This is a genomic window from Peribacillus sp. TH14 (assembly GCF_016651145.1).
Classification (GTDB): domain Bacteria; phylum Bacillota; class Bacilli; order Bacillales; family DSM-1321; genus Peribacillus; species Peribacillus butanolivorans.
Genome location: NZ_JAEKEK010000001.1, coordinates 2,858,306 through 2,879,849, shown reverse-complemented (window position 1 = coordinate 2,879,849; position 21,544 = coordinate 2,858,306). Strand labels below are relative to the sequence as shown.

The 21,544-nt window shown below is 35.0% G+C and carries 17 protein-coding genes and 1 pseudogene; 6 read left to right on the top strand and 12 right to left on the bottom strand.

Annotation, left to right across the window (positions count from 1 at the left end):
• Positions 1-14: 14 nt before the first annotated feature.
• The 4 genes and pseudogenes from JFU50_RS14020 to JFU50_RS14005 form a co-directional block, all read right to left on the bottom strand.
• Positions 15-1,220: a glycosyltransferase family 4 protein gene (locus JFU50_RS14020; protein WP_201222956.1), complete on the bottom strand. Its 1,206-nt coding sequence runs from the start codon at positions 1,218-1,220 to the stop codon at positions 15-17.
• Between the two features lie 22 nt (positions 1,221-1,242).
• The gene (locus tag JFU50_RS14015; RefSeq protein WP_201222955.1) at positions 1,243-4,107 is read right to left on the bottom strand and encodes a CDP-glycerol glycerophosphotransferase family protein; all 2,865 of its coding nucleotides are present in this window, start codon (positions 4,105-4,107) and stop codon (positions 1,243-1,245) included.
• 683 nt (positions 4,108-4,790) lie between these two features.
• Positions 4,791-5,676, bottom strand: a pseudogene (gene galU / locus JFU50_RS14010) (UTP--glucose-1-phosphate uridylyltransferase GalU).
• A gap of 790 nt (positions 5,677-6,466) precedes the next feature.
• Positions 6,467-7,255 (bottom strand): PhzF family phenazine biosynthesis protein, encoded by a 789-nt coding sequence (locus tag JFU50_RS14005; protein ID WP_201222953.1) that lies wholly within the window; start codon positions 7,253-7,255, stop codon positions 6,467-6,469.
• Between the two features lie 353 nt (positions 7,256-7,608).
• Here JFU50_RS14005 and JFU50_RS14000 point away from each other — a divergent pair, with 353 nt between their 5' ends.
• The 4 genes from JFU50_RS14000 (at position 7,609) to JFU50_RS13985 (ending at position 10,242) form a co-directional block, all read left to right on the top strand.
• A complete protein-coding gene (locus JFU50_RS14000; protein ID WP_201222951.1) occupies positions 7,609-8,385 on the top strand; it encodes an extracellular solute-binding protein in 777 nt (258 codons plus the stop codon).
• 21 nt (positions 8,386-8,406) lie between these two features.
• Positions 8,407-8,880: a COG4315 family predicted lipoprotein gene (locus tag JFU50_RS13995; RefSeq protein ID WP_201222949.1), complete on the top strand. Its 474-nt coding sequence runs from the start codon at positions 8,407-8,409 to the stop codon at positions 8,878-8,880.
• Positions 8,881-8,964: 84 nt separating this feature from the next.
• Positions 8,965-9,519, top strand: coding sequence for an RNA polymerase sigma factor (locus JFU50_RS13990; protein ID WP_190270797.1), 555 nt, complete (start codon positions 8,965-8,967; stop codon positions 9,517-9,519).
• The gene (locus JFU50_RS13985) at positions 9,520-10,242 is read left to right on the top strand and encodes an anti-sigma factor (protein WP_201222947.1); all 723 of its coding nucleotides are present in this window, start codon (positions 9,520-9,522) and stop codon (positions 10,240-10,242) included.
• A 240-nt stretch (positions 10,243-10,482) separates the two neighbouring features.
• Here JFU50_RS13985 and JFU50_RS13980 read toward each other — a convergent pair whose 3' ends face one another.
• From JFU50_RS13980 to JFU50_RS13965, 4 genes are all read right to left on the bottom strand, one after another.
• Entirely contained in the window at positions 10,483-11,946 is a 1,464-nt protein-coding gene (locus JFU50_RS13980) for an aminoacyl-histidine dipeptidase (protein WP_201222945.1), read from the bottom strand.
• A gap of 91 nt (positions 11,947-12,037) precedes the next feature.
• Positions 12,038-12,652 (bottom strand): VanZ family protein, encoded by a 615-nt coding sequence (locus JFU50_RS13975; protein ID WP_201222943.1) that lies wholly within the window; start codon positions 12,650-12,652, stop codon positions 12,038-12,040.
• Positions 12,653-12,984: 332 nt separating this feature from the next.
• A complete protein-coding gene (locus JFU50_RS13970) occupies positions 12,985-13,443 on the bottom strand; it encodes a hypothetical protein (RefSeq protein WP_201222941.1) in 459 nt (152 codons plus the stop codon).
• A gap of 123 nt (positions 13,444-13,566) precedes the next feature.
• Positions 13,567-14,391, bottom strand: coding sequence for a MerR family transcriptional regulator (locus JFU50_RS13965; RefSeq protein ID WP_201222939.1), 825 nt, complete (start codon positions 14,389-14,391; stop codon positions 13,567-13,569).
• Positions 14,392-14,496: 105 nt separating this feature from the next.
• On the opposite strand from JFU50_RS13965, the gene JFU50_RS13960 reads away from it, so the two are divergent.
• Positions 14,497-14,946 (top strand): GNAT family N-acetyltransferase, encoded by a 450-nt coding sequence (locus tag JFU50_RS13960; protein ID WP_201222937.1) that lies wholly within the window; start codon positions 14,497-14,499, stop codon positions 14,944-14,946.
• A 79-nt stretch (positions 14,947-15,025) separates the two neighbouring features.
• Here JFU50_RS13960 and JFU50_RS13955 read toward each other — a convergent pair whose 3' ends face one another.
• From JFU50_RS13955 to JFU50_RS13945, 3 genes are all read right to left on the bottom strand, one after another.
• Positions 15,026-15,448, bottom strand: a complete 423-nt coding sequence (locus JFU50_RS13955) for an NUDIX hydrolase (protein ID WP_201222935.1) — start codon at positions 15,446-15,448, stop codon at positions 15,026-15,028.
• Positions 15,449-15,533: 85 nt separating this feature from the next.
• Positions 15,534-16,784: an MFS transporter gene (locus JFU50_RS13950; RefSeq protein ID WP_201222933.1), complete on the bottom strand. Its 1,251-nt coding sequence runs from the start codon at positions 16,782-16,784 to the stop codon at positions 15,534-15,536.
• A gap of 513 nt (positions 16,785-17,297) precedes the next feature.
• Entirely contained in the window at positions 17,298-18,467 is a 1,170-nt protein-coding gene (locus tag JFU50_RS13945; protein WP_201225083.1) for an iron-containing alcohol dehydrogenase, read from the bottom strand.
• A 382-nt stretch (positions 18,468-18,849) separates the two neighbouring features.
• Here JFU50_RS13945 and JFU50_RS13940 point away from each other — a divergent pair, with 382 nt between their 5' ends.
• On the top strand, positions 18,850-20,313 hold the full coding sequence (locus tag JFU50_RS13940) for a flavin monoamine oxidase family protein (RefSeq protein ID WP_242489045.1): 1,464 nt from the start codon (positions 18,850-18,852) through the stop codon (positions 20,311-20,313).
• A gap of 902 nt (positions 20,314-21,215) precedes the next feature.
• Here JFU50_RS13940 and JFU50_RS13935 read toward each other — a convergent pair.
• Positions 21,216-21,434 carry a hypothetical protein gene (locus JFU50_RS13935; RefSeq protein WP_201222931.1) on the bottom strand — a complete coding sequence of 73 codons (219 nt, stop codon included), beginning with the start codon at positions 21,432-21,434 and terminating at the stop codon, positions 21,216-21,218.
• Positions 21,435-21,544: the final 110 nt, after the last annotated feature.

The window sequence follows — 21,544 nt, the reverse complement described above, 5'->3', positions numbered from 1 at the left end:
AAGATTGAATACCCTTAATTTATTGTTCCACCTAAGGAATTTATAGGTTGTTTATTCATGCTGTGAGTATTTTCTTCTATTATATCTTCCCAAATTTTACCAATGTTATCTATTTCGTATCGCTTAACACTTTCAAGGCCTTTTTCGGAAAATGCTTTCCTATTTTCATAATCCTCCATTAGCGCCATTAGGGCTTCTGCGAATTTCTCAACATTACCATCTTCAACAAGTAAACCATCTTCATTATGGGAAATAATCTCACTTGGCCCTTTTGGACAATCAAAGCTCACCACTGGCACTCCACATTGCATAGCCTCTACAATAACCATTCCAAATCCTTCAAATCTTGAACTTAATGCATAAATAGAAGCTTTAGAAAGTTCAATATCTATATGCTGAGTCGAGCCCATTAAAATCACATGATTATACAGTTTATACTCTGAAATTAAATCTTGAAGATTATCTTTTTCACGGCCGTCTCCAAAAATTTTGAGCTTCCAATCCGGATATCGCTGATTGACAATTTTGAATGCCTCTATTAATAAATCAAATCCTTTTTGTGGTACTAAACGTCCAGCGGCAATTATGGTCTTAGAATCCAAAGGGGATACGACACCTTGTAAATTTGGAATAGAGTTGGTGATTTTTCTAACTTCAACTCTTCCATCTTTAAGTAGTTCTTTGTAATCCTTTGTATCTTCATCTGTTAACGTGGCCAAATAATCCAACTTAACATAATGTTTAATAATGGATTTCTTCATTCCCTCAGGATAGATGGAGAAGTTTAAGTGTTCTTGTCCAATAATGCGAACTTCTTTATTTGCATATTTACTTGCAAAGATGTTAAAGCTTGGTCGAGTGGTGACTAATATCCCCGAATTAATAGTTTTAATTATGTTATACAGCTTTATATCAGTTAGCAAGGAAAAGAAATGATATCCCTCGTCATCTGTATGAATAAGTTTACTTTTGATTTTAGATAATTTATTAGCTGTTCTCGTTTTTAAACTTGTATCATCTTTTCTTCTGCTAACTACATCGTGTAGGACAACGACCTTGATTCTAGGATCTATTTCAAAAAAAGGCACTTTCCGATAACGGAAGACACTAATGATTTCTATATCGTAACCAGATTGAGCTAAATAGTTAGTTACGTTAAGAACAGTTCGTACTGTGCCACCCATTCCATAAATATCAAACACTAAGAAACGAATTTTCACAACAGCTACACCCTTTTTCTATTTAATTTTTAAATACGGCTTCTATCGTTCGTTTAGAGGCTTGTCCGTCTTCTAAATGGCAGAACTTTTCTCTGAAATTCTTGAATCTCTGATTATATAATTTTTCTATTTTATCAATGTTTTCAATTGCATGGAAAAGTTGCTGTTCATTAAGGACAATAGGTCCTGGAGCTTCCGTCTGAAAGTCCATATAGAAACCACGAACCTGGGAACCATAACGAGATAAATCATATGTGAAGAAAATAATCGGTCTGTTTAAATTGGCATAATCGAACATAACAGATGAGTAATCCGTAATTAATAAATCAGAAATTAAATATAATTCCTGAATATCGTCATAACTTGAAACATTATAGATAAACTCTTCATACCCCTGAAGCCTAATACGGGTAGCATCCCGGTAATGTAATCGTAATAGTAAAACGTATTCTTCCCCGAATTCTTCTTTGAACCTTCTTAAGTCAAATTTAAATTCATATGGCTTATGTTGATTTCCGTTATGAAAATCATAGTCTCTCCATGTAGGGGCATATAAAATAACCTTTTTGTTTTTTGGGATATTAAGCTTTCCCTTAATTTTCTCGGTTTTCTCTTCAAGGTTTGTTTTATAAAAAATATCATTCCGAGGATATCCTACATCTAACATCTGTTTATCAAATCTGAATGCTCTCTTTAAAATTGTAGACGTGTACTCATTTGGTCCAATGAGATAATCCCACCTTGCATTTCGTCTGCTGATCTGAGGTGATGTGTTTTCTGCATAAGATAAAGAGTTAGGATCTATATCGTACCCTAGCTTTTTCAATGGTGTTCCATGCCATGTTTGTAGGTGGACTGTCTTATTCCTTTTTTCATAAAAATCAGGGAAGTTCCCATTATTTACAAAATATTTTGATGTAGCCATATAATAGTAGTATTTGAAAGAGTGTGGTCTGACCAGAATTGGATTCCCTGGAACTTCTTGCTTAAGATTATTTAAGACCCATATAGGTTTAATATTCTGTTTTTGCTCAAGCATTTCTTCATAAATTGCTTTAGGACTACATGAATAGCTTTTCCCATGAAAACTTTGGAAAATAACATTTTTTCGGTTAATTGGAAGAACCTTATTACAAGCCTTATAAAAGCGGAGACCCCATTTAGTCAAGATTCTTTTATACTTACCATTTTGTTTAAGACGATCCTCTAAGGTTGAAATCACCTTTGCCGGGTCAATATTCATAGTAAATGGTACAAAACCTTTTTCAAGTTGAATTTCACACTGAATTAGATCAAAGCTAATATCTTTAAGCAATGAATCGCTCATTTCTAAAAGGCCTTGAGAACCTAAGTCTGCGGATACAATAAATTGAAACTCAAGCTTAGTTTTTCCTGTTTTTTCAGTTTGCCATGTGACAGGAAGTTCATATACGACACCGTATTGTGCTTTAATTGTTAATTTTCCTTTAGTAGTTGCAGGGAAGTCGATATTAGGAGGTTGTATATTTAGCTTTCCTACTATAGAAAGAATCCCTTTTTCTATTTCAACCTTTTCAATAGACTTAACGGCAAGATAGTCCCGAGAAAAAATGGATACTTCCTCATGGAGGGTATAATAAGGCTTTACAGCAAGAATTTTCCCTTCTGCATCGGATAACATCATCTGTGGTATTGAGATTAACTTTTGTTTATTAGTAATACCATCCAAACGCGTTACTAAACGGTTCATTTGTCCATCCACCAAAAGATATAAATCCCAAACCCCGTCTGTAAATATGCCCCTGTCCACAAGTTCTTTTACTTCGAATGTGTGGGTGAAATAAGACTCATTGATTTCAATATCTATTTGATATTCTTCAACAGACTGACGCTCTCTCACAACAATATGAGCGTTATTGTAGGATACTTCATTGGCTTTATCTCGTGAGATTACTCTTCCTGATAAAGTGATTTCTCCATTTTCAGAATAAATTGCTTCGACTTCAGCCTGTAAGTTTTCTTTTGTCACAAATAAAGCCATTCCTTGACTCTCTTCATCTATATTAATGTAAATATTCTTAATACCTTCAGAAGTCTGGAAAACTGCTGTTTTATTAAGGTCTACAGCAGGTGGAATTATTATTGGTAACATCATCTCTTGGTTCTCAAAGGTCACTTTGATGAATAGTTCTGTAGATTGTTCATCTAACAACTCATAAGAATTTTTTGAGAAGTCGAGGCGAATATCGAACCCTGTCCAATTATATTTATTATCTGGTTGACCAAAAAGTGTTGAAACATCACTACGAGCCACATTATTAATATCAATATTTATATCTTTATTACTAGAATGAAGAATAAGTTGCTTCCTCACATCTTCAGACTTTTTCACATCCCAAGATGGAACTAGGAAATAGCCACTTAACAATAGAGTTCCGTTTTCTTCTAACGCTATGTTTTCTACTCTGAGGATAGCTTTACTTTCCTCACATCTAAAAGATAAATTTCCTTTGATTGTGGAATAGGGGAGAAATGAGATATTTGAATTTTTCACATAAAAAGGAGGGAATTCAATCGATTCTGAAAGTTTATTTTTAACTCGAGTTTTAATTACAGTTCCATTTTTTTCTTTTTGTAAATAGGCATCCCATATTCCTGTTGTAAGATAGTTGATATGGTTATCTATTGAAATGTCCACACTAAATATTTCTTTTCCTTCATGCTCGTTTATAGGAAACTTCAAAACCTGTCTAGATGTTCTATCGATTAAAGTGAAGAAAGCCTCGCCCTCACTTAACGCTTCATCAGTTTTTAATATGATGCTAATTTTCTTTGCTTGATACTTTATATCAAACAAAGAACACTCTGATTGTTCTTTAGGAAGCCATAATAATTCTAAAACCTTCAATTTGCATTTGCACCTCTCAGTTATTAACTCTTAATTTTTCTGTTGGTTTAAACCATTTAATAAAATATTAATTAAACAATTCGCTTGAGCAAGCAATAAATAATACGATTGTTATATAAAACTTATTTACAAATAATTTATAAATAATTTACAAAATCTTAATACCATTATATATATTTTTTAACAAAACTGAGTATATCATACCATTTAGTTACATACCATAAGGATTTTTTTGTTATCATTTTATAAGGATCGTTCTGTTTAGAATTATAAAATTTCATCAAATATATTAAACGGTTTATGGTACTTTAATTGACGTATAGGCTTTTTTAGAGATTAAACACCTCTTCTATGTACTTTGCAATCATCCACCTTAGTATAATCCCTTGACCCTTGGTCTTTTCCTATTAGCTTTTCCGAATTGTCCATGTAGGAGTATCTACTCATAAGTATTTAAAGAATAGTCATTCATTAAACACTATCCTACCTTTCCCTCCATATTGCTGAACTAATTGGATCTCAAGCATAAAGACATAGAAAATCCCGGATAAGGGACCTTTTTTCATGACCATTATTCGGGATTTTGTTCAAGTTCACAATGAAGAGAGTTTTTTTATACAAACAGAGTATTTTTGAAAGGATTTAAAGTTAAAGATAATTCTCATGAGATTTATGTAAAAAAACTACTTAACTGCCTTATGCTTTTTGAGTATACTTTCCAATTCTCTTAAAATGTCGTCTCTCAATTCAGGACGTTGTAGGGCAAATTCAATGGTAGTTTTTACAAAGCCATCTACAACTCCGACATCATGTCTTTTCCCTTCAAAATCATAGGCAAATACTGTTTGAATTTCGTTTAGTTTTTGAATGGCATCAGTTAACTGAATTTCACCACCAGCACCCGTTTCATGCTTAGCTAAAAAGTGAAATATTTCTGGGGTTAAAATATATCTCCCCATAATGGCTAAATTAGATGGAGCTGTTCCTTGTTCTGGTTTTTCAACAAAGTTATTAACTTCGTACCTTCTACCATCTTGAGTAAGCGGGTCAATGATACCATACCTATGCGTTTCGCTTTCATTAACGGATTGTACGCCAATAATAGACGAACCTGTCGCATCATATTCATTTATTAATTGACGCAATGAAGGTACCTCGCTTTGAACGATATCATCACCTAAAAGTACGGCAAATGGTTCATCTCCAATAAAATTACGGGCACACCAGATAGCATGTCCAAGGCCTCTCGGCTCTTTCTGCCTAATGTAATGGATATTGGCTAAATTTGATGGATATTGTACTTTCTCCAATAAATCAAATTTTCCATGATCCCTCAAATTATTCTCTAGCTCATAGGCATTATCGAAGTGATCTTCTATCGCACGTTTATTCTTTCCTGTGACAATAATAATATCTTCAATGCCTGATTTTACAGCTTCTTCTATAATATATTGAATAGTTGGTTTATCCACTATTGGTAGCATTTCTTTTGGCATTGCCTTTGTAGCAGGTAAAAACCTTGTTCCCAATCCCGTCTGCAGGTATAATTGCCTTTTGTACTTTTTTCATTAATTTGTAGCTCCTTCATATTTTAGAAAATGTAAAACAAAAAAACCTTTCAACAATTACAATTGTTGAAGTTTTATTAATCAAATGGATACCTCTTATAATTTTAAAAAAATTCATATAGGTAATTAACTGATTATTTTTCCAGTATTTATAATGAATTGAAAAAACACTAAAAATTTCTTAATCACATTATTGATAGTAACATAGACTCATTTTTTGTAAATATTTTAGCCTACATTCAATAAAATTTGTAATTATTAATATTTTGAGGTAATTTCATATTTTGATGATGCCTTTTACTAGCATTTTTCCCCATAGCTTCTTAGTATAACTACGGTGGAAGTGAACCTAATCCATCAGATTTTGATTTTTTCAATTCATTAGAATAGGTAATACCAGTAAATTGGTAGCAAAGAACGTGGCTCTAGAGGGTAAAAAGGACGTATCATCCATAGTTATATTGACATACTACATGGTAGTAATCCCAAAACAAAAAGAAGTATCGAGGATTTTCCTTTGATGAGGATATTATTGATAGTGTAGACAAAAGGAAAAGGTTAGAATTAGTAATCCAAGCACTAGTTTGCCCAATGGCGGTATTCGCCAGTACAAGTTGACTCTATTATAGAATGGAAGAATATTGATTTACTTATAAATATAAATACACCTATAATATATTCAATCTTTGCCATTCCATGTTAGTCAGGTACGTTCACCCATTTTATTTTAATGGATATCCCTGACTTATTAGGCAATATTCTGAGATGCTCTCATTCTCTATTCTAGATAATCAAAGAGTTAAGTTCCCTTCGAATATTGTCACTGCATTTCCAGAAAGTTTAACTATATCTTCTACTACTTCAACCTTTATTACGCCCCCTCTTTCTGACGCTTGATAAGCTTGAAATATATTTTTATTCAGCTTACTTTTCCAATATGGCCCTAAACAACAATGTGCAGATCCTGTTACATAATCTTCATTAAGGCCTTGGGCTGGAGAAAAGAAACGAGAAACAAAGTCATATTCACTCGAATCTGATTGACTCGTTACAATGATGCCGCGAATCGGTAACTGAGCAATTAAGTCTATATCGGGATTTAAGTTTCTTACGATTTCTTCTGATTGAACTTCAATTAGGTAATCCCATTTGTTTTGACCAACATAAGTAGGAACAACTCCTAAAGCCTTAATTAGTAAGTCAGGAGCAATAGCCTCCTTCTCCATTAATGACGGAAATTCCAACTGTACCATTCCATCTACCAATTTTGAAGTAAGAACTCCACTTTTCGTTTGATAGACAATTGGTTTATTCTTTTGTACGTATCCTTTTCCCCATAAAAAGAAAGAACTTGCTAGTGTTCCGTGACCACAAATAGGTATTTCAATAGAAGGAGTAAACCATCGTAAATTACATTCATTTTTATGAAGATTAATAATAAACGCAGTAACAGGTAAATTAGTCTCTTTAGCTACCTTTTGCATCCACTCCGGATCCTTTTCCTCACTAAGCAAACAAACAGCAGCTGGGTTCCCTCTAAACGGTTGGTCTGTAAATGTATTGATAATAGTTAATTCCATCAAGTAAGCCTCCGGTAAAAAGTATTGTTAGTTACATATTTCGACTCCAAAGATCACAATCCCTTTGTAAACCTTACTCAAAATTTTGGTTAGTTGTACTAGGATGCTTAAACACCTTCTCCAACTTCGTTAACACATTACCACTTTCATCTTTTCACAAAAAATCCTTCTACCAGTGGTATCGGCATAAGCTGCTCGTTATTGACTACTTTATTAAAATAATAGAAGCACTTATTTGGCAATTCAGCTTCAAAAGGCAAAAACAAAAAAATAACATTTTTTTCAAACCGTTTTGATGTTTGTCTCGTTACCTATAGTACAAAGAATTTTTCTTGAAAGGAGAGAAGAAAGACGTGAAGAAATTTTTTTTTGTTGTTGGCTTGATATCAATAATGATTGTCGTGTTAGGATTTTCAACTGAAACGGATTCTAAACAGGGTCTAGCTGTCAACGATGTTGTAAAAGTATACGGCCCAGGTGGACCTCTTGGACCAATCAAGGAATTGGCGGATCAGTTTACTAACGAAACGGGAATAAAAGTTGAAGTAACTGCAGGACCCGAAGCAAAATGGATTGATCAAGCCAAACAGGATGCCGACATTATTTACGGAGGGTCCGAGTATATGCTGACTGATTTTATGCTTAATCATCCGGGTATCATTAATGAAAAAACCCGTACAGAATTGTATTCACGTGCAGCCGGAATTTTGGTTAGAAAGGGAAACCCCAAGAATATACAGTCTTTAGAGGATTTAACGAAGAGAGGCGTAAAGATTATAGATGTTAATGGAGCTGGACAACTGGGACTATGGGAGGATCTAGCAGGAAGAAAAGGGCTTATTCCAGGAATTAGTAGTAATATTGTCATTTCAGTAAAATCTAGCGCAGAAGCAATCGATTTATGGAAGGCAAATTCTAAATACGACGCCTGGATTACGTATGAATCCTGGCATTACCGTCTGTCAGACGTGACAGAACTGGTTCAGCTTCCTGAAGAAGATAAGCTCTATAGAGGAACTCCAGTAAGTATAACAAGCAAGACCAACAATAAAAAAGAAGCAAAACAATTTATTAATTATCTAAAATCTGATACATCCCATAAAGTGTTTCAAAAGTGGGGATGGAAATAAATAAGTGAGGAGTGGGATTATATGAAAAAATGGATGTTTATTTTAATGACTTTGACAATGGTGTTGGTTTTAGGAGCATGTGGAAATGACGCTAAAGATTCTATTACGAAAGATCAAGTGGTGAATAGCACAGCTGATGATACCGCCGATAGCCTGAAATCATTGGAGAGTGGAACAACGAGCGAGTACCTTGCTGATTCCAAAGGAATGACACTGTATTATTTCAAAAAGGATGAATCCGGAAAAAGCAATTGTTCTGGTGAATGTTTAGAAAATTGGCCGCCGTTCATGGCAAAGGATTTCAATGTGCCAAAGGGCTTTGACAAAAAAGATTTTGGAACAATTAAAAGAGAAGACACTGGGACAGAGCAAGTAACTTACAAAGGATTTCCGCTTTACTATTTTGTAAAGGATAAACAAGTGGGAGATGTCAATGGTGAAGGTGTGAAAGATGTTTGGTATATTGTAAATAATGAAACAATTTTTCCAAAATAACAAAATATAGGGAACGATCAAATAAAAGTGATCGTTCCTGTTGTTTGTTTTCCAAATTTACTTGGTGAGGAGTTGCAGGTGCGATTGGAAGAAAAACTTGATAAAGAATTAATGGCATTAGTAAAGAATAAGTATCGTCCTGCTCTGGAAGAACTTTATGACCGGTATATTAAATTAATCTATGGCTTTATTTTTAAATTCACAAATGGAAATGAAGAAAAAACAAAAGAGATTGTGCAGTTAGTTTTTTTAAAGCTTTGGACGACAAAAAGCAGTTATAACCCCGAAAAGGGAAACTTTGTGAATTGGCTTTTGACTGTTACACGGAATGTATGCGTGGATTATGTTCGTAAAGACAGTATTCATATTCGGAATAACAAACAAATGGATCTGAGCAAGCCCATTGATATAGAAGATCCGAATAATGATATAGAAAATGGACTTATAAACAGTGAAATTGCCAAAGCAAAAAATAAGTTAAGCAAGCCGCAAAAAAGACTAATAGATTTACTATATTGGAAAGGCTATTCGCTAACGGAAATTGCCAAAATTGAAAATGAACCGATTGGGACCATCAAGAGCAGACTACATCAGTCTCTCAAGCAGTTGAAAAAGTATTTGGAAGTAGGTGATTTGTAAATGAGTATAGAATGCGATAACCTGCTTTCATTTTTATCAGATGAGCTGGAAGAAAAAGAAAAAAAGGCATTCGCGGAACACTTAATCCACTGCCCCGAATGCACCAGGGAGTATGATCAAATGACGGAAGCCTGGAATTCATTGAAGTGGGATTTCGAGGAATTTGCCCCCCCTTCTTCCCTAAAATCGGAAGTTATGAATTTTGTATTTGAGAGTAATCCTGAAATTCCTGTGCGAAAGGTGAAGAAATGGAGCAGTTTTTTCCGGAAACAGTTTACTCCTATTACTTCAGGGCTCTTGCTAGCCACTCTAGTTTTGGTGATTGTTCTGTTAAATTCCAATGTGCAACTAAAAAAAGAACTCTCAGCTATCAATCTGCCTGTAGAGGTTGAAACGACTCTTTCTTTACAGCCTGCTGATAAGACGGCTGTAAATATGAATACTGACGGAGTTGCATATGTTTTGCAACAAGGTGAAGAAAGAAGATTAGTCGTACAGATTCAGAATTTGCCTACTCTTAAAGAGTCAGAGGTTTATCAAGTATGGCTGCTGAATAAAGGCGAATGGGCTAATGCAGGAACTTTCAAGCCTGATGAAGCTGGCACAGGATTGTTGACATACAAGCTTATATTAAATGATCAATTCAATCAAATCGGCATCACAAAAGAACCAGACCCAAATGGTACACAGCCGAGAGGTAAAAAGATAGTTGGATCTTCATGACAATGAGAGACTTGCCTACATGGGGAGTCTCTTTTTTGGGATATTTTTCAGACCATACCAAAAGGAGTTTAATCATCCAATTGGCAGTTTCGATATTGTTCGATAAAATCGCAAATGCTAAAGAAAGTACATATCAGATATGTACTTTCTTTTTTATACTATTGAACTAAGCTGACGAACACCATAGAAGAATGGCTATTCATCTACTACGTTGTTCCTTTCATACAAAGAAACAGCTGCTTAAAGGTCCTTCATCCTTTTTAAAGTATAAACTAAATACTCCCAGTTATTTATTGCTGAAGGGATACTTAGGTGTTCATCAGGTGTATGTACGGCAAACATATCCGGCCCGATTGAAACAGCATCTAATCCTGGTATCTTATCTATGAAAACCCCACACTCGATCCCTGCATGCACAGCAATGATTTCAATCTCGTTATTATACTTTTCATTATATGTTTGTTCAAATAATTTCTTGAGCTTCGATTCAGGATTATATGGCCATTCCGGATAATCCGCATCTATTAATAGTTCACATCCAAGCATTTCCGCTAACACTTTTGCCTGAGTAACCATATTGTATTTCATGCTTTTGACCGAACTTCTGATTTCACTTTCGAATTTCATTTCTGTATCCGTTGTTGTTACGACCCCTAAATTCGTCGAGCTCTCAACCAATCCTTCTATTCCCATATTCATCCCCTGAACACCATGTGGGATTAACAGTAAGGATGTAATGGCTTTACGCACCGTTTCTTTGGACAAAACTTTTGTAGAGGCGCTATCGCTTTTTTCAAATCCAATCCATACTTCTGGGTCGGAGGATTGTAGTTCATTTTTAAACGTTTCATCCCACTGTTGGATTTTCTCAGCAATCTTCTGAACATCGTCTAAATGAATCAGAACACTTGCCTCTGCTTCGCGAGGAATCGCATTCCCTTTTAGACCTCCACTAATTTGCTGTACAGAGCAAGGGAATTCTGTTGTTAAATCCTGTAACAATCTACCCAATAGTTTATTGGAATTCCCTCTTTCCTTATTGATTGATATACCAGAGTGACCGCCTTTTAACCCTCTAATACTGATACAGTATGTTACTTCAGTATTTGACGCAGGTTCCCATATAATAGGAAGGATTTGCCTAACGCGTATTCCTCCTGCACTGCTAACTAGCAGCTTCCCATCTTCTTCTGAATCAATATTAATCAAAATTTTACCCTCAAAGTGAGATGCATCAACATCAAGAGCGCCGTTCATTGTCGTTTCTTCTTCAGTAGTGATAACTACTTCAAGAGAAGGATGCGGAATATCATTTGAATCTAATAAAGCTAAAGCATAAGCAACTGCAATTCCGTTATCCGCCCCTAATGTTGTACCCGTAGCATACAACATGTCCCCTATAATCCTTAATTGAAGAGGATCTTTCTCAAAATCATGAATAGTATCCTTATTCTTTTCGCAAACCATATCCATATGCCCCTGGATAATTATGGTGGGAGCACTATTATAACCAGCTGTAGCGGGCTTTTTTATTATGACATTTAATGTTTTATCCTGTACTACCTCCAGGTTTCGATCTCTTGCAAAGCGAACCAGATAGTCACTAATCTCTTTCTCATTACCTGACCCTCTTGGGATATTGGATATCTCCGCAAAGTAATGAAACACTGGATGGCTTGTTAACTCTGCTAAATTGCTATACATAGGATACACCCTCTCATTTAACTTATTTGTTATGCCCAAATTCAATATCTCCATCAACTTTTTAATCACATGTATCTTTTTCTTCACAAAATCATATTATCCTTTTCATTTTTCCAGAATGGAACGCAACCACTTTTGTAAACAATGGATACAGGATGTAACCCAGGTAAACGCCAATCATATTCAATATAAGATCATCAACATCCAAACTTCCTCGTCGAAAAACATACTGACAGATTTCAATGCTCAAGATCGAGAAAAATGGATAAAGAAATTTCCGAAAAGAGGACAACTCTTTCCCCTCCCTGGACATCAAGTACAGCCCAAATGGAATTAACAATCCTACATTGGCGCTAAGGTTATAAAAAGACACAAGCCAGTTAGTTTCGTTCGACAAATAAGAAAGAATCGTAGAAAAAGGGATAAAATTATACGAATAATCCTGCCCATTCGGTCGAAAGAACAGCAAAACCAATAATGAAAAACTGTATCCAATCATACCTGCCTGCCACCAAAACCGAGGAAGCATGACCGTTTCACCTCGAAATAAAAGAACCAGCATCGAGACAACAACCAAGATACAAACCCACACAACCACGATAACCAAAGGATTCAAATATAAAAGGAGCTGAAGAAAAACAGACAGCCCACACAAAAACAAAGCTTGCGATAACAAAAGGGAAAGAATAAAGGATTTTAGTGACATGTATTTTTCTCTCCCTTCTATTTCCTTCCAAAAGTAGCTCATATCTTTTTATCCTAGGACATCTTGTACAAGGCGTCAACAAACTATATGAAAAAGAGACAGAACATAAAATTCTCTCTCTTTTTCCGTTATATAGAAATCTCTTAGTATACTAAGAGTCGTTAATATGAATGTATGATAGTAAACAACCAATTAAATAAAAGGAAGCAGCTTCACAACAGAAGTTAAAAATGCGGAGAACATATGATGGCTATTATCTGACATAAAAAATCCTCCTCTATTCGCAAAATTACTAGGGTCTATTGAACCCCTGTCTACTTGTCTGGGTCACATTAAGGGTAAGTTATTATCTGTTCAACTTTATCAAGAGTAAGCGCATTACTTGGTATAAATTGAGCAGTTAATTGATAGTCACCTTTTGAAAGTAACTTCGAATTAACCTTTATTATATACTCCCAAGTATCTCCTTTATTAAATTCTTTTTTGTGTTTTTCGGTCGGTTGAGATTCAATAGTAATAATATTGCCCTCTTTAATTGGACTATCAGTTAATGTGTGGAATTCTACGTCTATTTCATTACCTGTGCCAAATAGCAGATTAAAATTTTTATTTGTATTATTGGTAATTTTATAAGTAAAACTCTCGTAGTCTTTGGTTTTTAATTGATGTTCAATGGATTGCTTGACGTTAAGATCCATTCTGTTGTTCGTTTTGTCACTTTGAACTATATAGTCAAAATATAAAAAGACGATAAGAAAAATAGCAACAATACATAAAACTAACTTTTTCATATATAACCCTCCGCAAAGTTTCTTACTGTTCATGTAGAAATTCCGTTCTTTTAATTTTGAGCTTGTACATCCCCACTAAATCATCTTCCTGAATAACGTATATGTGGCTCAAAAAACCTTCCCTCATCCTACTTCTACCATTATTTTCGTTAGGTAATTTTCGTAACCCTTTACTGAGACTTCATCTAACATATACTCTTCGTATGAAAACGTTTTGAGGTTCAAGTTTTGACTTTGCATAAAGTTTACTATTTTTTCATATGTTTCGGAAATACTCTTATAACTCCCTTTATGATAGGCAACAATATATTGTCCCTTGGGCTTTACATATGTAAAAGAGCTCGCATGATTGTCCATAACTTTCGTGTACAAATATGAATAGTTATCATGGTCTCCTTGAACTATCTTTTCTTTGTTTATCATGGCCCCAATAGGGAAACCCGTATAAAACTTATTTCTATTACAATAATCGATAAATTTAGATGTTGATCTTAAAAAATCAGCATCAGAAGAATTCAAGATGGAATCACTAAGGAAAAGTTGTTCTTCCTCCTGAAATTCTAATGTGATTTGAGAATAATCAATACGTATCGCTTTTTCCGTGAGGGATATTTTCGTTTCAATAATCTTCTGTATTCGATAAAGATTATCTATTTTTTTTTCTAATTCTATGGATTTTTCTTTAAAAAGGTTAATTAATTCTATAGGAGATCTGTTAGTAAGAAACCATTTAATCTCTTTCAAGGGCATTTTAACTTCTTTTAAAAGTGTGATTACAGAAAAAACATCAAATTGTTGATAGGAGTAATACCGATAGCCTTTTTCATTTTTTATATCGGGAGAAAAAAGCCCAATCTCATCATAGTGAATTAGCGTTTGTTTTTTTACATTACATAGTTTGGCGAATTCTCCAGTAGTAAAATATTTGCCTGAATTTCCATCGACCAATACAATCTCTCCCTTGACTATATGGTAACCATATACCTTAGGCTATTAGTATATCATGTTAACAAAACGGCTAAACATGAGGGAAAATGAGGAAGGATTAATATTATGACCATCACTATTAATGAAGTCACGAACGAAAATGTAAATGACATTTTAAAATTGGGAATAAACACAAAGCAAAAATCGTTTATTGAAACGACAGAACAATGTATAGAAGAAGCCATGGAGTGTAAATATTATAAGCCAGTGGGTCTTTATTCAGACAATAGCTTGGTCGGTTTTGCTATGTATGGATTTTTTCCCGAAGAAGGGGAAAATGGAAGAGTGTGGTTAGATCGTTTTTTAATTGATGCTAGATATCAAGGTCTTGGACTTGGAAGTATCATGTTAAAAGCTTTAATACAACGATTAACTAAAGAATATAATTGTAATGAAATCTATTTAAGTGTAGTTGAAGATAACCAAGTCGCACTTCACTTGTATAAGAAATTTAACTTTACATTCAATGGTGAATTAGATATTAACAAAGAAAAGATCATGGTTAAAAAAGTATAATACATCAGAATGGTATAAATAGATATACATGTAACATGCCACCTAATTGGTGGCATTCTATCTTGATAAACAACTTGTTTTATTGATCAAGAATTTCATGCAAATAATCACCATGTCCTCTAACCAATTCTACTTCGCCCAACATAGATACCCAAAAGAATCGGAACGTTAAACCAGACTCTGCCCCACCACCTGTGGGATTATATGTCCATCCTTCTCGCGTCTCATGAACGGTTATTTTATAAAAATAACGCTCATGTATTGCCCCATCATCGCATTTCCATCGATCCTGTATAATTAATTGCTCTACATTAAAATTCATTAAACCTGTTTCTTCCCTGATTTCACGAATGACTGCATAATAAGGATCTTCTTCTGCTTCTACTGTACCTTTTGGTATCTGTATCCCAGCCTCTTTAATAGGATGTTGAAATACTAATACTTGTGGTTTTCCCTCTTTGATTCGTGTTATATATCCATAAGCTTTTTTTATAGCGGCCATTACACACCACCCTTTAAATTGAAGAATTAGATAAACTTCAATTAGATTTTTTGTTTTTTCTTGGTTTCCATTGCAGACCAAAAGCTTATAAATCTTTTGCCTCCACACTTTTAACGGAATAATATCTGCTCTTAGAAGGCTTCATACTGAGTATAAATAACAAAATTGTAAGAGCAAACATAATTATTGACCCGGTAATGACTACGAACTGAATCGAAATGAACTGGGCTGAAACTCCCACAATTGTTGTCGTAATAATAATCAAACATGCTTCTAACAAGCCAAATACACTTCCGACTCTTCCCATAATCTCAACTGGTATATTGTTTTGATAAAATGTTTGGTAGCCTGTATTGGCAAAAGCCAGCGAAAAGGCAATGATAAAAAATCCTAACGCGGCAATCGAAAAGGAACTTGAAAAGGAATAGATTATATAACCTACCGAAACAAATAAAGAGCCTAAGCCAATTAGAAAGGATATTTGTATTTTACTCACAATCATTGTATTTACTAGAGCCCCTGCAATTATACCTGCCCCGGCTATACTTACAAGGAATCCGTAATCTGTGTCAGTTAAAAAAAGCACAGCTTTTGCAAAGGCTGCCTCTTGTGAATCTATAGCTGTTGCCATTACCATCATGCGACTAAATAAAAAGTATATAAACATAATATAAGAGTATTGTCGACTAAAATTAAGGACAATCGCCCAATCCTGTTTGATTATTTTCCAAGAAAGGTAACTATCGGATTGCTCAAGGGAACGATCCTTTTCAAGATTAGGCATAAATAAAGTTATGATTCCTGATAAAAATAATGCTACTGCGTTAATATAGATGGCTAAAATGGGTGTACCGATTAAAAAAAGGATGCCCGCTATCGCTGGACCAATTAAGAAAGCCCCAGAATCTATTAAGCTTCTAAGTGAGTTAAATCGTTTTCTCTGTTCAATGGGTATTAATTTTGTTATATAAGACCTTGATGTTGTTCCAAACATAGCCCCTGCCATATTAATCACAAAAACAACCGAATATATTACCCAAATAGAAGAAGTCAATGGCAGCAAAGCTATGAATACCGCTCGAAATAGGTCAAGTGCCACCATTAGATTCCGCTTATTTATTCGGTCAATAACGCTGCCAGCCCATACATTCGTGAATAACGCAGCTATCGGTTTAACAATATAAAGTCCAGCTACGGCAAGCGCTGAGTTAGTCAACTCCAATACGATTAAATTAAGTGCAATAAAATAAACCCAAGCACCAAAGTTTGAAATTCCTATTCCAAGTAATAATATCGAAGGGTATTTCCAAGATAATAATAGATTTTTGAATTTCATCTTTTCTCCTTATAGTTGTATTGAATTTTATTAAAAAATAGAAAAATCTCGTCTCCAAGACATACATCTTGAGGACGAGATTTAAAGTCGTGGTTCCACATCTGTTTATTAATATGTCACCATATTAACCTTATTAGGTACGGCACTTAATAAAAATGTGAATACCTTAGCTCTATAACGGAAGCTCCCGTCACACTTTTCCCCAAAACATAAGGTTCTAAAGTGAGGGTCAAAGGCTTGCTTCAATAAAAAACTCTTACTCCTTTTTAGCTAACAGAGCTCTCTAAAGAGTTAATCTTATCTTCATTGCACCCTAGTCTGATTTAACTAAATATTAACATTTTTAGACTGATATTGTAAATAAAATGCTGAAATCCTCCCAAATACTTTTCGGAATATTCTCTTTACACCATTAAGTGATTAAAGAAAGAATTCATACTTATCTCAGCAAGTATGCTTGGCACTAACTAAGTTATGAGGTATTTTAGAATTGAAGTCTCCACATATTCACCCCTATACTTTATCTTCAGTAGCAAACTTATAATGATAACAAGTATGATATAACTCTTCTAATTCTTGTTTAGTTGGGACCCTTGGGTTATTAGCAGGGCTCCCGCTATCTATGGCGTCTCTTGCCATTTTACTGACTGAGAGATTAAATTTCTCCTCTTCTATTCCCCATCCTTCGAGATTAGGAATGTTCAGCTTTTGGCAAAGTGCCTTAACAGATTCTACCGCAACCAAAGCTGCCCTTTCTATAGAAAGGTTTTTATATTCAGTTTTAAAAATTCTCCCCAAATCCGCTAACCGTTCCATACAGGCTTCCTTGCTGAATTCTAATACCGCTGGCAATAGCATGGCATTCGAGTATCCATGAGGTACATGGAACAAAGCTCCAATTGGTCTCGACATTCCATGAACTAAACAAACGGATGAATTCGAGAATGCTATCCCTGCTTGAAGGGCTCCTAATGACATCTTTTCACGGGCATCTATGTTATCCCCATCATCGTAAGCGTTTTCAATATTCTCCACAATCAATCTCATCGCGGACAGAGCCATTGTGTCTGTCATTGGGTGAGACCGTTTTGATAAATAGGCCTCAACCGCATGACTTAATGCATCCACACCCGTCGCAGCCGTTATATGTGGTGGAGAAGAAACTGTCAGCAACGGATCAACAATGGCGACTAAAGGCATAAAATTCGGCTGTTTAATCATCATCTTCACATCATCATCGGTGTTGGTAATAACAGTAGCATCCGTCGCTTCTGAACCAGTTCCAGCAGTTGTTGGAATAGCAATGTGCGGTATTGCCGCTTTGTCTGCTATTTTTCTTCCGCCCATATATTCTCCAATATATCCACCATTCGTGGCCAGGACAGCAATTGCTTTCCCAGTATCAATACAGCTTCCTCCACCAAGGGAAATGATTAGATCACATGACTCCTTTTCAAAAAGTTCTAATGATTCTTCCACATATTGGTCTGTTGGTTCTGAATCAACTCCAAGATAAACTGCACTTGCTACTCCGTTGTCATGAAGATACTGACAACATTGATTGACACAACCGAGTCGGCTCATTACCTTATCACTTATAATGAGTGCTTTCTTCCCACATAATGCCGCTTCCGCTCCCACTTTCTCAAAAGATTTCCTCCCATATATAATAGTCTGTGGCATTCTGAAAAATTCAAATCCCTTCACTTGATAATCCCCCTTTTGTTTTCATACAAATAAATAAAGCAAAAACCAATACCGCACATCCTTATTGAAAAGCACTGAAGAGAGTTCCAGTATCCCTGTAGAAAACGTACAGAGTCTTGCATCCGAAATGCTTGACCCTGGAAGATATCGTTCTCCATTACCTTAAAGTAAAAGAAAATGAAAAGGCAGCTGACATAACAAATTTAGTAAATTACCAATGTACTAATTGATTCTGTTTCTTGTTTTATATTTAAGATAATACCAAGTTTTTTATCTATCATCTGATTAACTCTTGAATACATATGCATCTCTGCTAGTGAATACAATGTAATAAATCTTTTTCACTAGGGGCGAAGAGATGTCTAATAATCAGTTAACGACTCAACAAATGATTAGCATTATTAAAAATGGTCTTAAAAAGTCGCAAGTTCCCAAGAATATTACTATTGTGGGCGCAGGACTAGCAGGACTGGTTGCATCTTCTCTTTTGAAGAATGCAGGGCACAGCGTCACCATCCTTGAAGCAAATAACAGGGTGGGCGGACGCGCCTATACAATACACTCTCCCTTTAGCAATGGGCTTTATTTAAACCTAGGTCCAATGCGTATTCCTGAAGGTCATTTTTTGACATTAGAGTATATTAAAAAATTCGGACTAACCGTAAACCAGTTTATTAACCGAACTCCAATGGATATTCTTTATCTCAATGGTATCAAAACACGTCTTAACATTTTTGAACGGTCTCCTGGTATTCTCAACTTTCCCGTTGCCCCGAATGAAAAAGATAAAAGCGCAGAGATGCTGATGAATTTAGCTACACAGCCCATTCTCGATTTTATTAAACAAGATCCAAAGAGAAATTGGAATCTCGTAGAAAAAGAATTTAAAAACTACTCACTAGGAACTTTCTTAAACACTTACCATTATCAATATGGAACGACTTTTTCAGATGGCGCGGTCGATATGATCGGTTTACTCCTTGACTACGAAGCATATATGGGGATGTCATTTGTTGAAGTTTTGCGAGAAGCGGCGTCCTTTGGAGCAAATCGTTACTATGAGATAACCGGTGGTATGGATCTGCTTCCAAGGGCATTTCTTCCACAATTAAAAGATGTCATTATGTTCTATCAAAGGATGACGAAAATTGTCCAACATAACAACCGTGTAACCATCCATTCCACCCACCCGCACACCCTAGAGGATTCCACCATAACTGGTGATCTTGCCATCATAACTATTCCCTTTTCAGTGTTACAATTTGTGAAAGTTGAACCATACCATTCTTTTTCCTATTATAAACGGAGAGCAATTCGTGAACTGAACTATATGAGCGCAACAAAAATCGGAATCCAGTTTAAAAGCAGGTTTTGGGAAAGGCACCACCAATATGGTGGTAAATCCATAACTGACCTTCCGATTCGATTCACTTATTACCCAAGTCAAGGGATTGGTACAAAAGGTCCTGCTGTGGTTTTGGCAAGCTATACATGGGCGGATGAGGCTTTAATATGGAACGGTCTATCAAACGAAGAGCGCATTCAATATGCTTTAAAGAACTTAGCTGAAATTTATGGAGACCAAGTCTATTCTGAGTTTGTATCAGGAACTTCCTTTAGTTGGGTCGATAATGAGTATTCTTCTGGAGGTTTCGCTGCTTTTGAACCGGGTCAGGAAACCGAGTTGTATCCTTATATCCCTACACCTGAAGGAAGAGTGCACTTTGCCGGTGAACATACTACTCTTACTCACGCTTGGATGCAAGGGGCGATTGAATCTGGAATACGGGTTGCATACGAAGTGAATGACTTGCCAAAATAAAACAGAAAAAAAGGTAAATCAGATGTTTACATGGAGACTTCACATGTTTCCTAAAAAATTTCATAGAGTCCTAAGTTTATTACCATTTAGGTCATTGGATAAAGATGTATTTAAGACTATTATTGGAGTAAACGAGCAAAAAGTCAATAACTTCCAAGCGACAAACTATCTAAAAAATGTATATTAAGTAAAAGTATTGTCGCCCTAGTGATTACCACATGTCTTAGAGAATAATCCAGGGCGAGGTTTCCCCCGCCCCGACTGGATCTGATTTCCAATTTCCTTACGACTCATTGTTCGCTAATGCATAATTTGCCAATGACACACTACCTTTAACTTCTTCTTTATTAGCAGAGTAATCGAAAATGCTTTTATCTTTGTAAATTCTTTCCCGTTAGTCACTAGTGGATAATGTTTCCCACGTTGCATATTTACATAAGCCAATGAATCTATAAATCCTTTTTATTACTTCTCTTCTTTAAAATTTGTAAATGGTTTGTGAGAATATACACTCCCATATGACATATACTCTAACTTCCTCATAATATCGAAAACTGATGAGGAAAAAGTTATGCCTTATATCTTATGGATCAAGGTAATCTTCCATGATTTTTTACTCATTTCCTTTAGATCCATTTTCGATATCACATTCTCTATTACATCCAAATCTTTTAAGCTTTTTTGAATATTTCCATCCCAATATTTAATATACACAAAAAAAACTCATTCAATATAAATGAGTTTGAAAATATAACGCAATATGGATGTTAAGCTTCAGATTGCCTGATTAACGCAGGAATTTAAATAGTTGAAATACTGCAAAAGGACATAATGAGTGAATTATTATTCAATATGCTTGACCCTCTACTATCTTTTAATGTTCAATTATTTGCATGATCCAGTTAATAAGGACCTATGGATTCAGATGAAATTACCTTTGAAAAAAAATTTATCAATGGATTCTTTTTCTTATCTGTTATCCTTAACTCATTCATTATTATTTGATCCTCATGATCGGCTATCCATTTCCTTAGTGCATCTTTATCCTGGCATTGAGTTAAATACGTCTGTCCACCTTTACCTGTAGCGTTAACAACATATCTATTAAACGTCTTCTCCATACTTGCCCGCCTTTTTTATATAATGTATTAAAATTTCAAAATACGAATTCAATAAACTTTGAGATTTTCTGTATCTAATTCCAAAAGGAAATACCATATATTTATTTATT

Excerpts from the sequence above, each read along its gene's own strand:
- JFU50_RS13985 (WP_201222947.1), top strand. The coding sequence starts at position 9,520 with ATGAGTATAGAATGCGATAACCTGCTTTCATTTTTATCAGATGAGCTG.
- JFU50_RS13960 (WP_201222937.1), top strand. The coding sequence starts at position 14,497 with ATGACCATCACTATTAATGAAGTCACGAACGAAAATGTAAATGACATT.
- JFU50_RS13970 (WP_201222941.1), bottom strand. The coding sequence starts at position 13,443 with ATGAAAAAGTTAGTTTTATGTATTGTTGCTATTTTTCTTATCGTCTTT.
- JFU50_RS13945 (WP_201225083.1), bottom strand. The coding sequence starts at position 18,467 with ATGCCACAGACTATTATATATGGGAGGAAATCTTTTGAGAAAGTGGGA.
- JFU50_RS13935 (WP_201222931.1), bottom strand. The coding sequence starts at position 21,434 with ATGGAGAAGACGTTTAATAGATATGTTGTTAACGCTACAGGTAAAGGT.
- JFU50_RS13980 (WP_201222945.1), bottom strand. The coding sequence starts at position 11,946 with ATGTATAGCAATTTAGCAGAGTTAACAAGCCATCCAGTGTTTCATTAC.
- JFU50_RS13940 (WP_242489045.1), top strand. The coding sequence starts at position 18,850 with ATGTCTAATAATCAGTTAACGACTCAACAAATGATTAGCATTATTAAA.
- JFU50_RS13950 (WP_201222933.1), bottom strand. The coding sequence starts at position 16,784 with ATGAAATTCAAAAATCTATTATTATCTTGGAAATACCCTTCGATATTA.
- JFU50_RS13995 (WP_201222949.1), top strand. The coding sequence starts at position 8,407 with ATGAAAAAATGGATGTTTATTTTAATGACTTTGACAATGGTGTTGGTT.
- JFU50_RS13955 (WP_201222935.1), bottom strand. The coding sequence starts at position 15,448 with ATGGCCGCTATAAAAAAAGCTTATGGATATATAACACGAATCAAAGAG.
- JFU50_RS13975 (WP_201222943.1), bottom strand. The coding sequence starts at position 12,652 with ATGTCACTAAAATCCTTTATTCTTTCCCTTTTGTTATCGCAAGCTTTG.
- JFU50_RS14005 (WP_201222953.1), bottom strand. The coding sequence starts at position 7,255 with ATGGAATTAACTATTATCAATACATTTACAGACCAACCGTTTAGAGGG.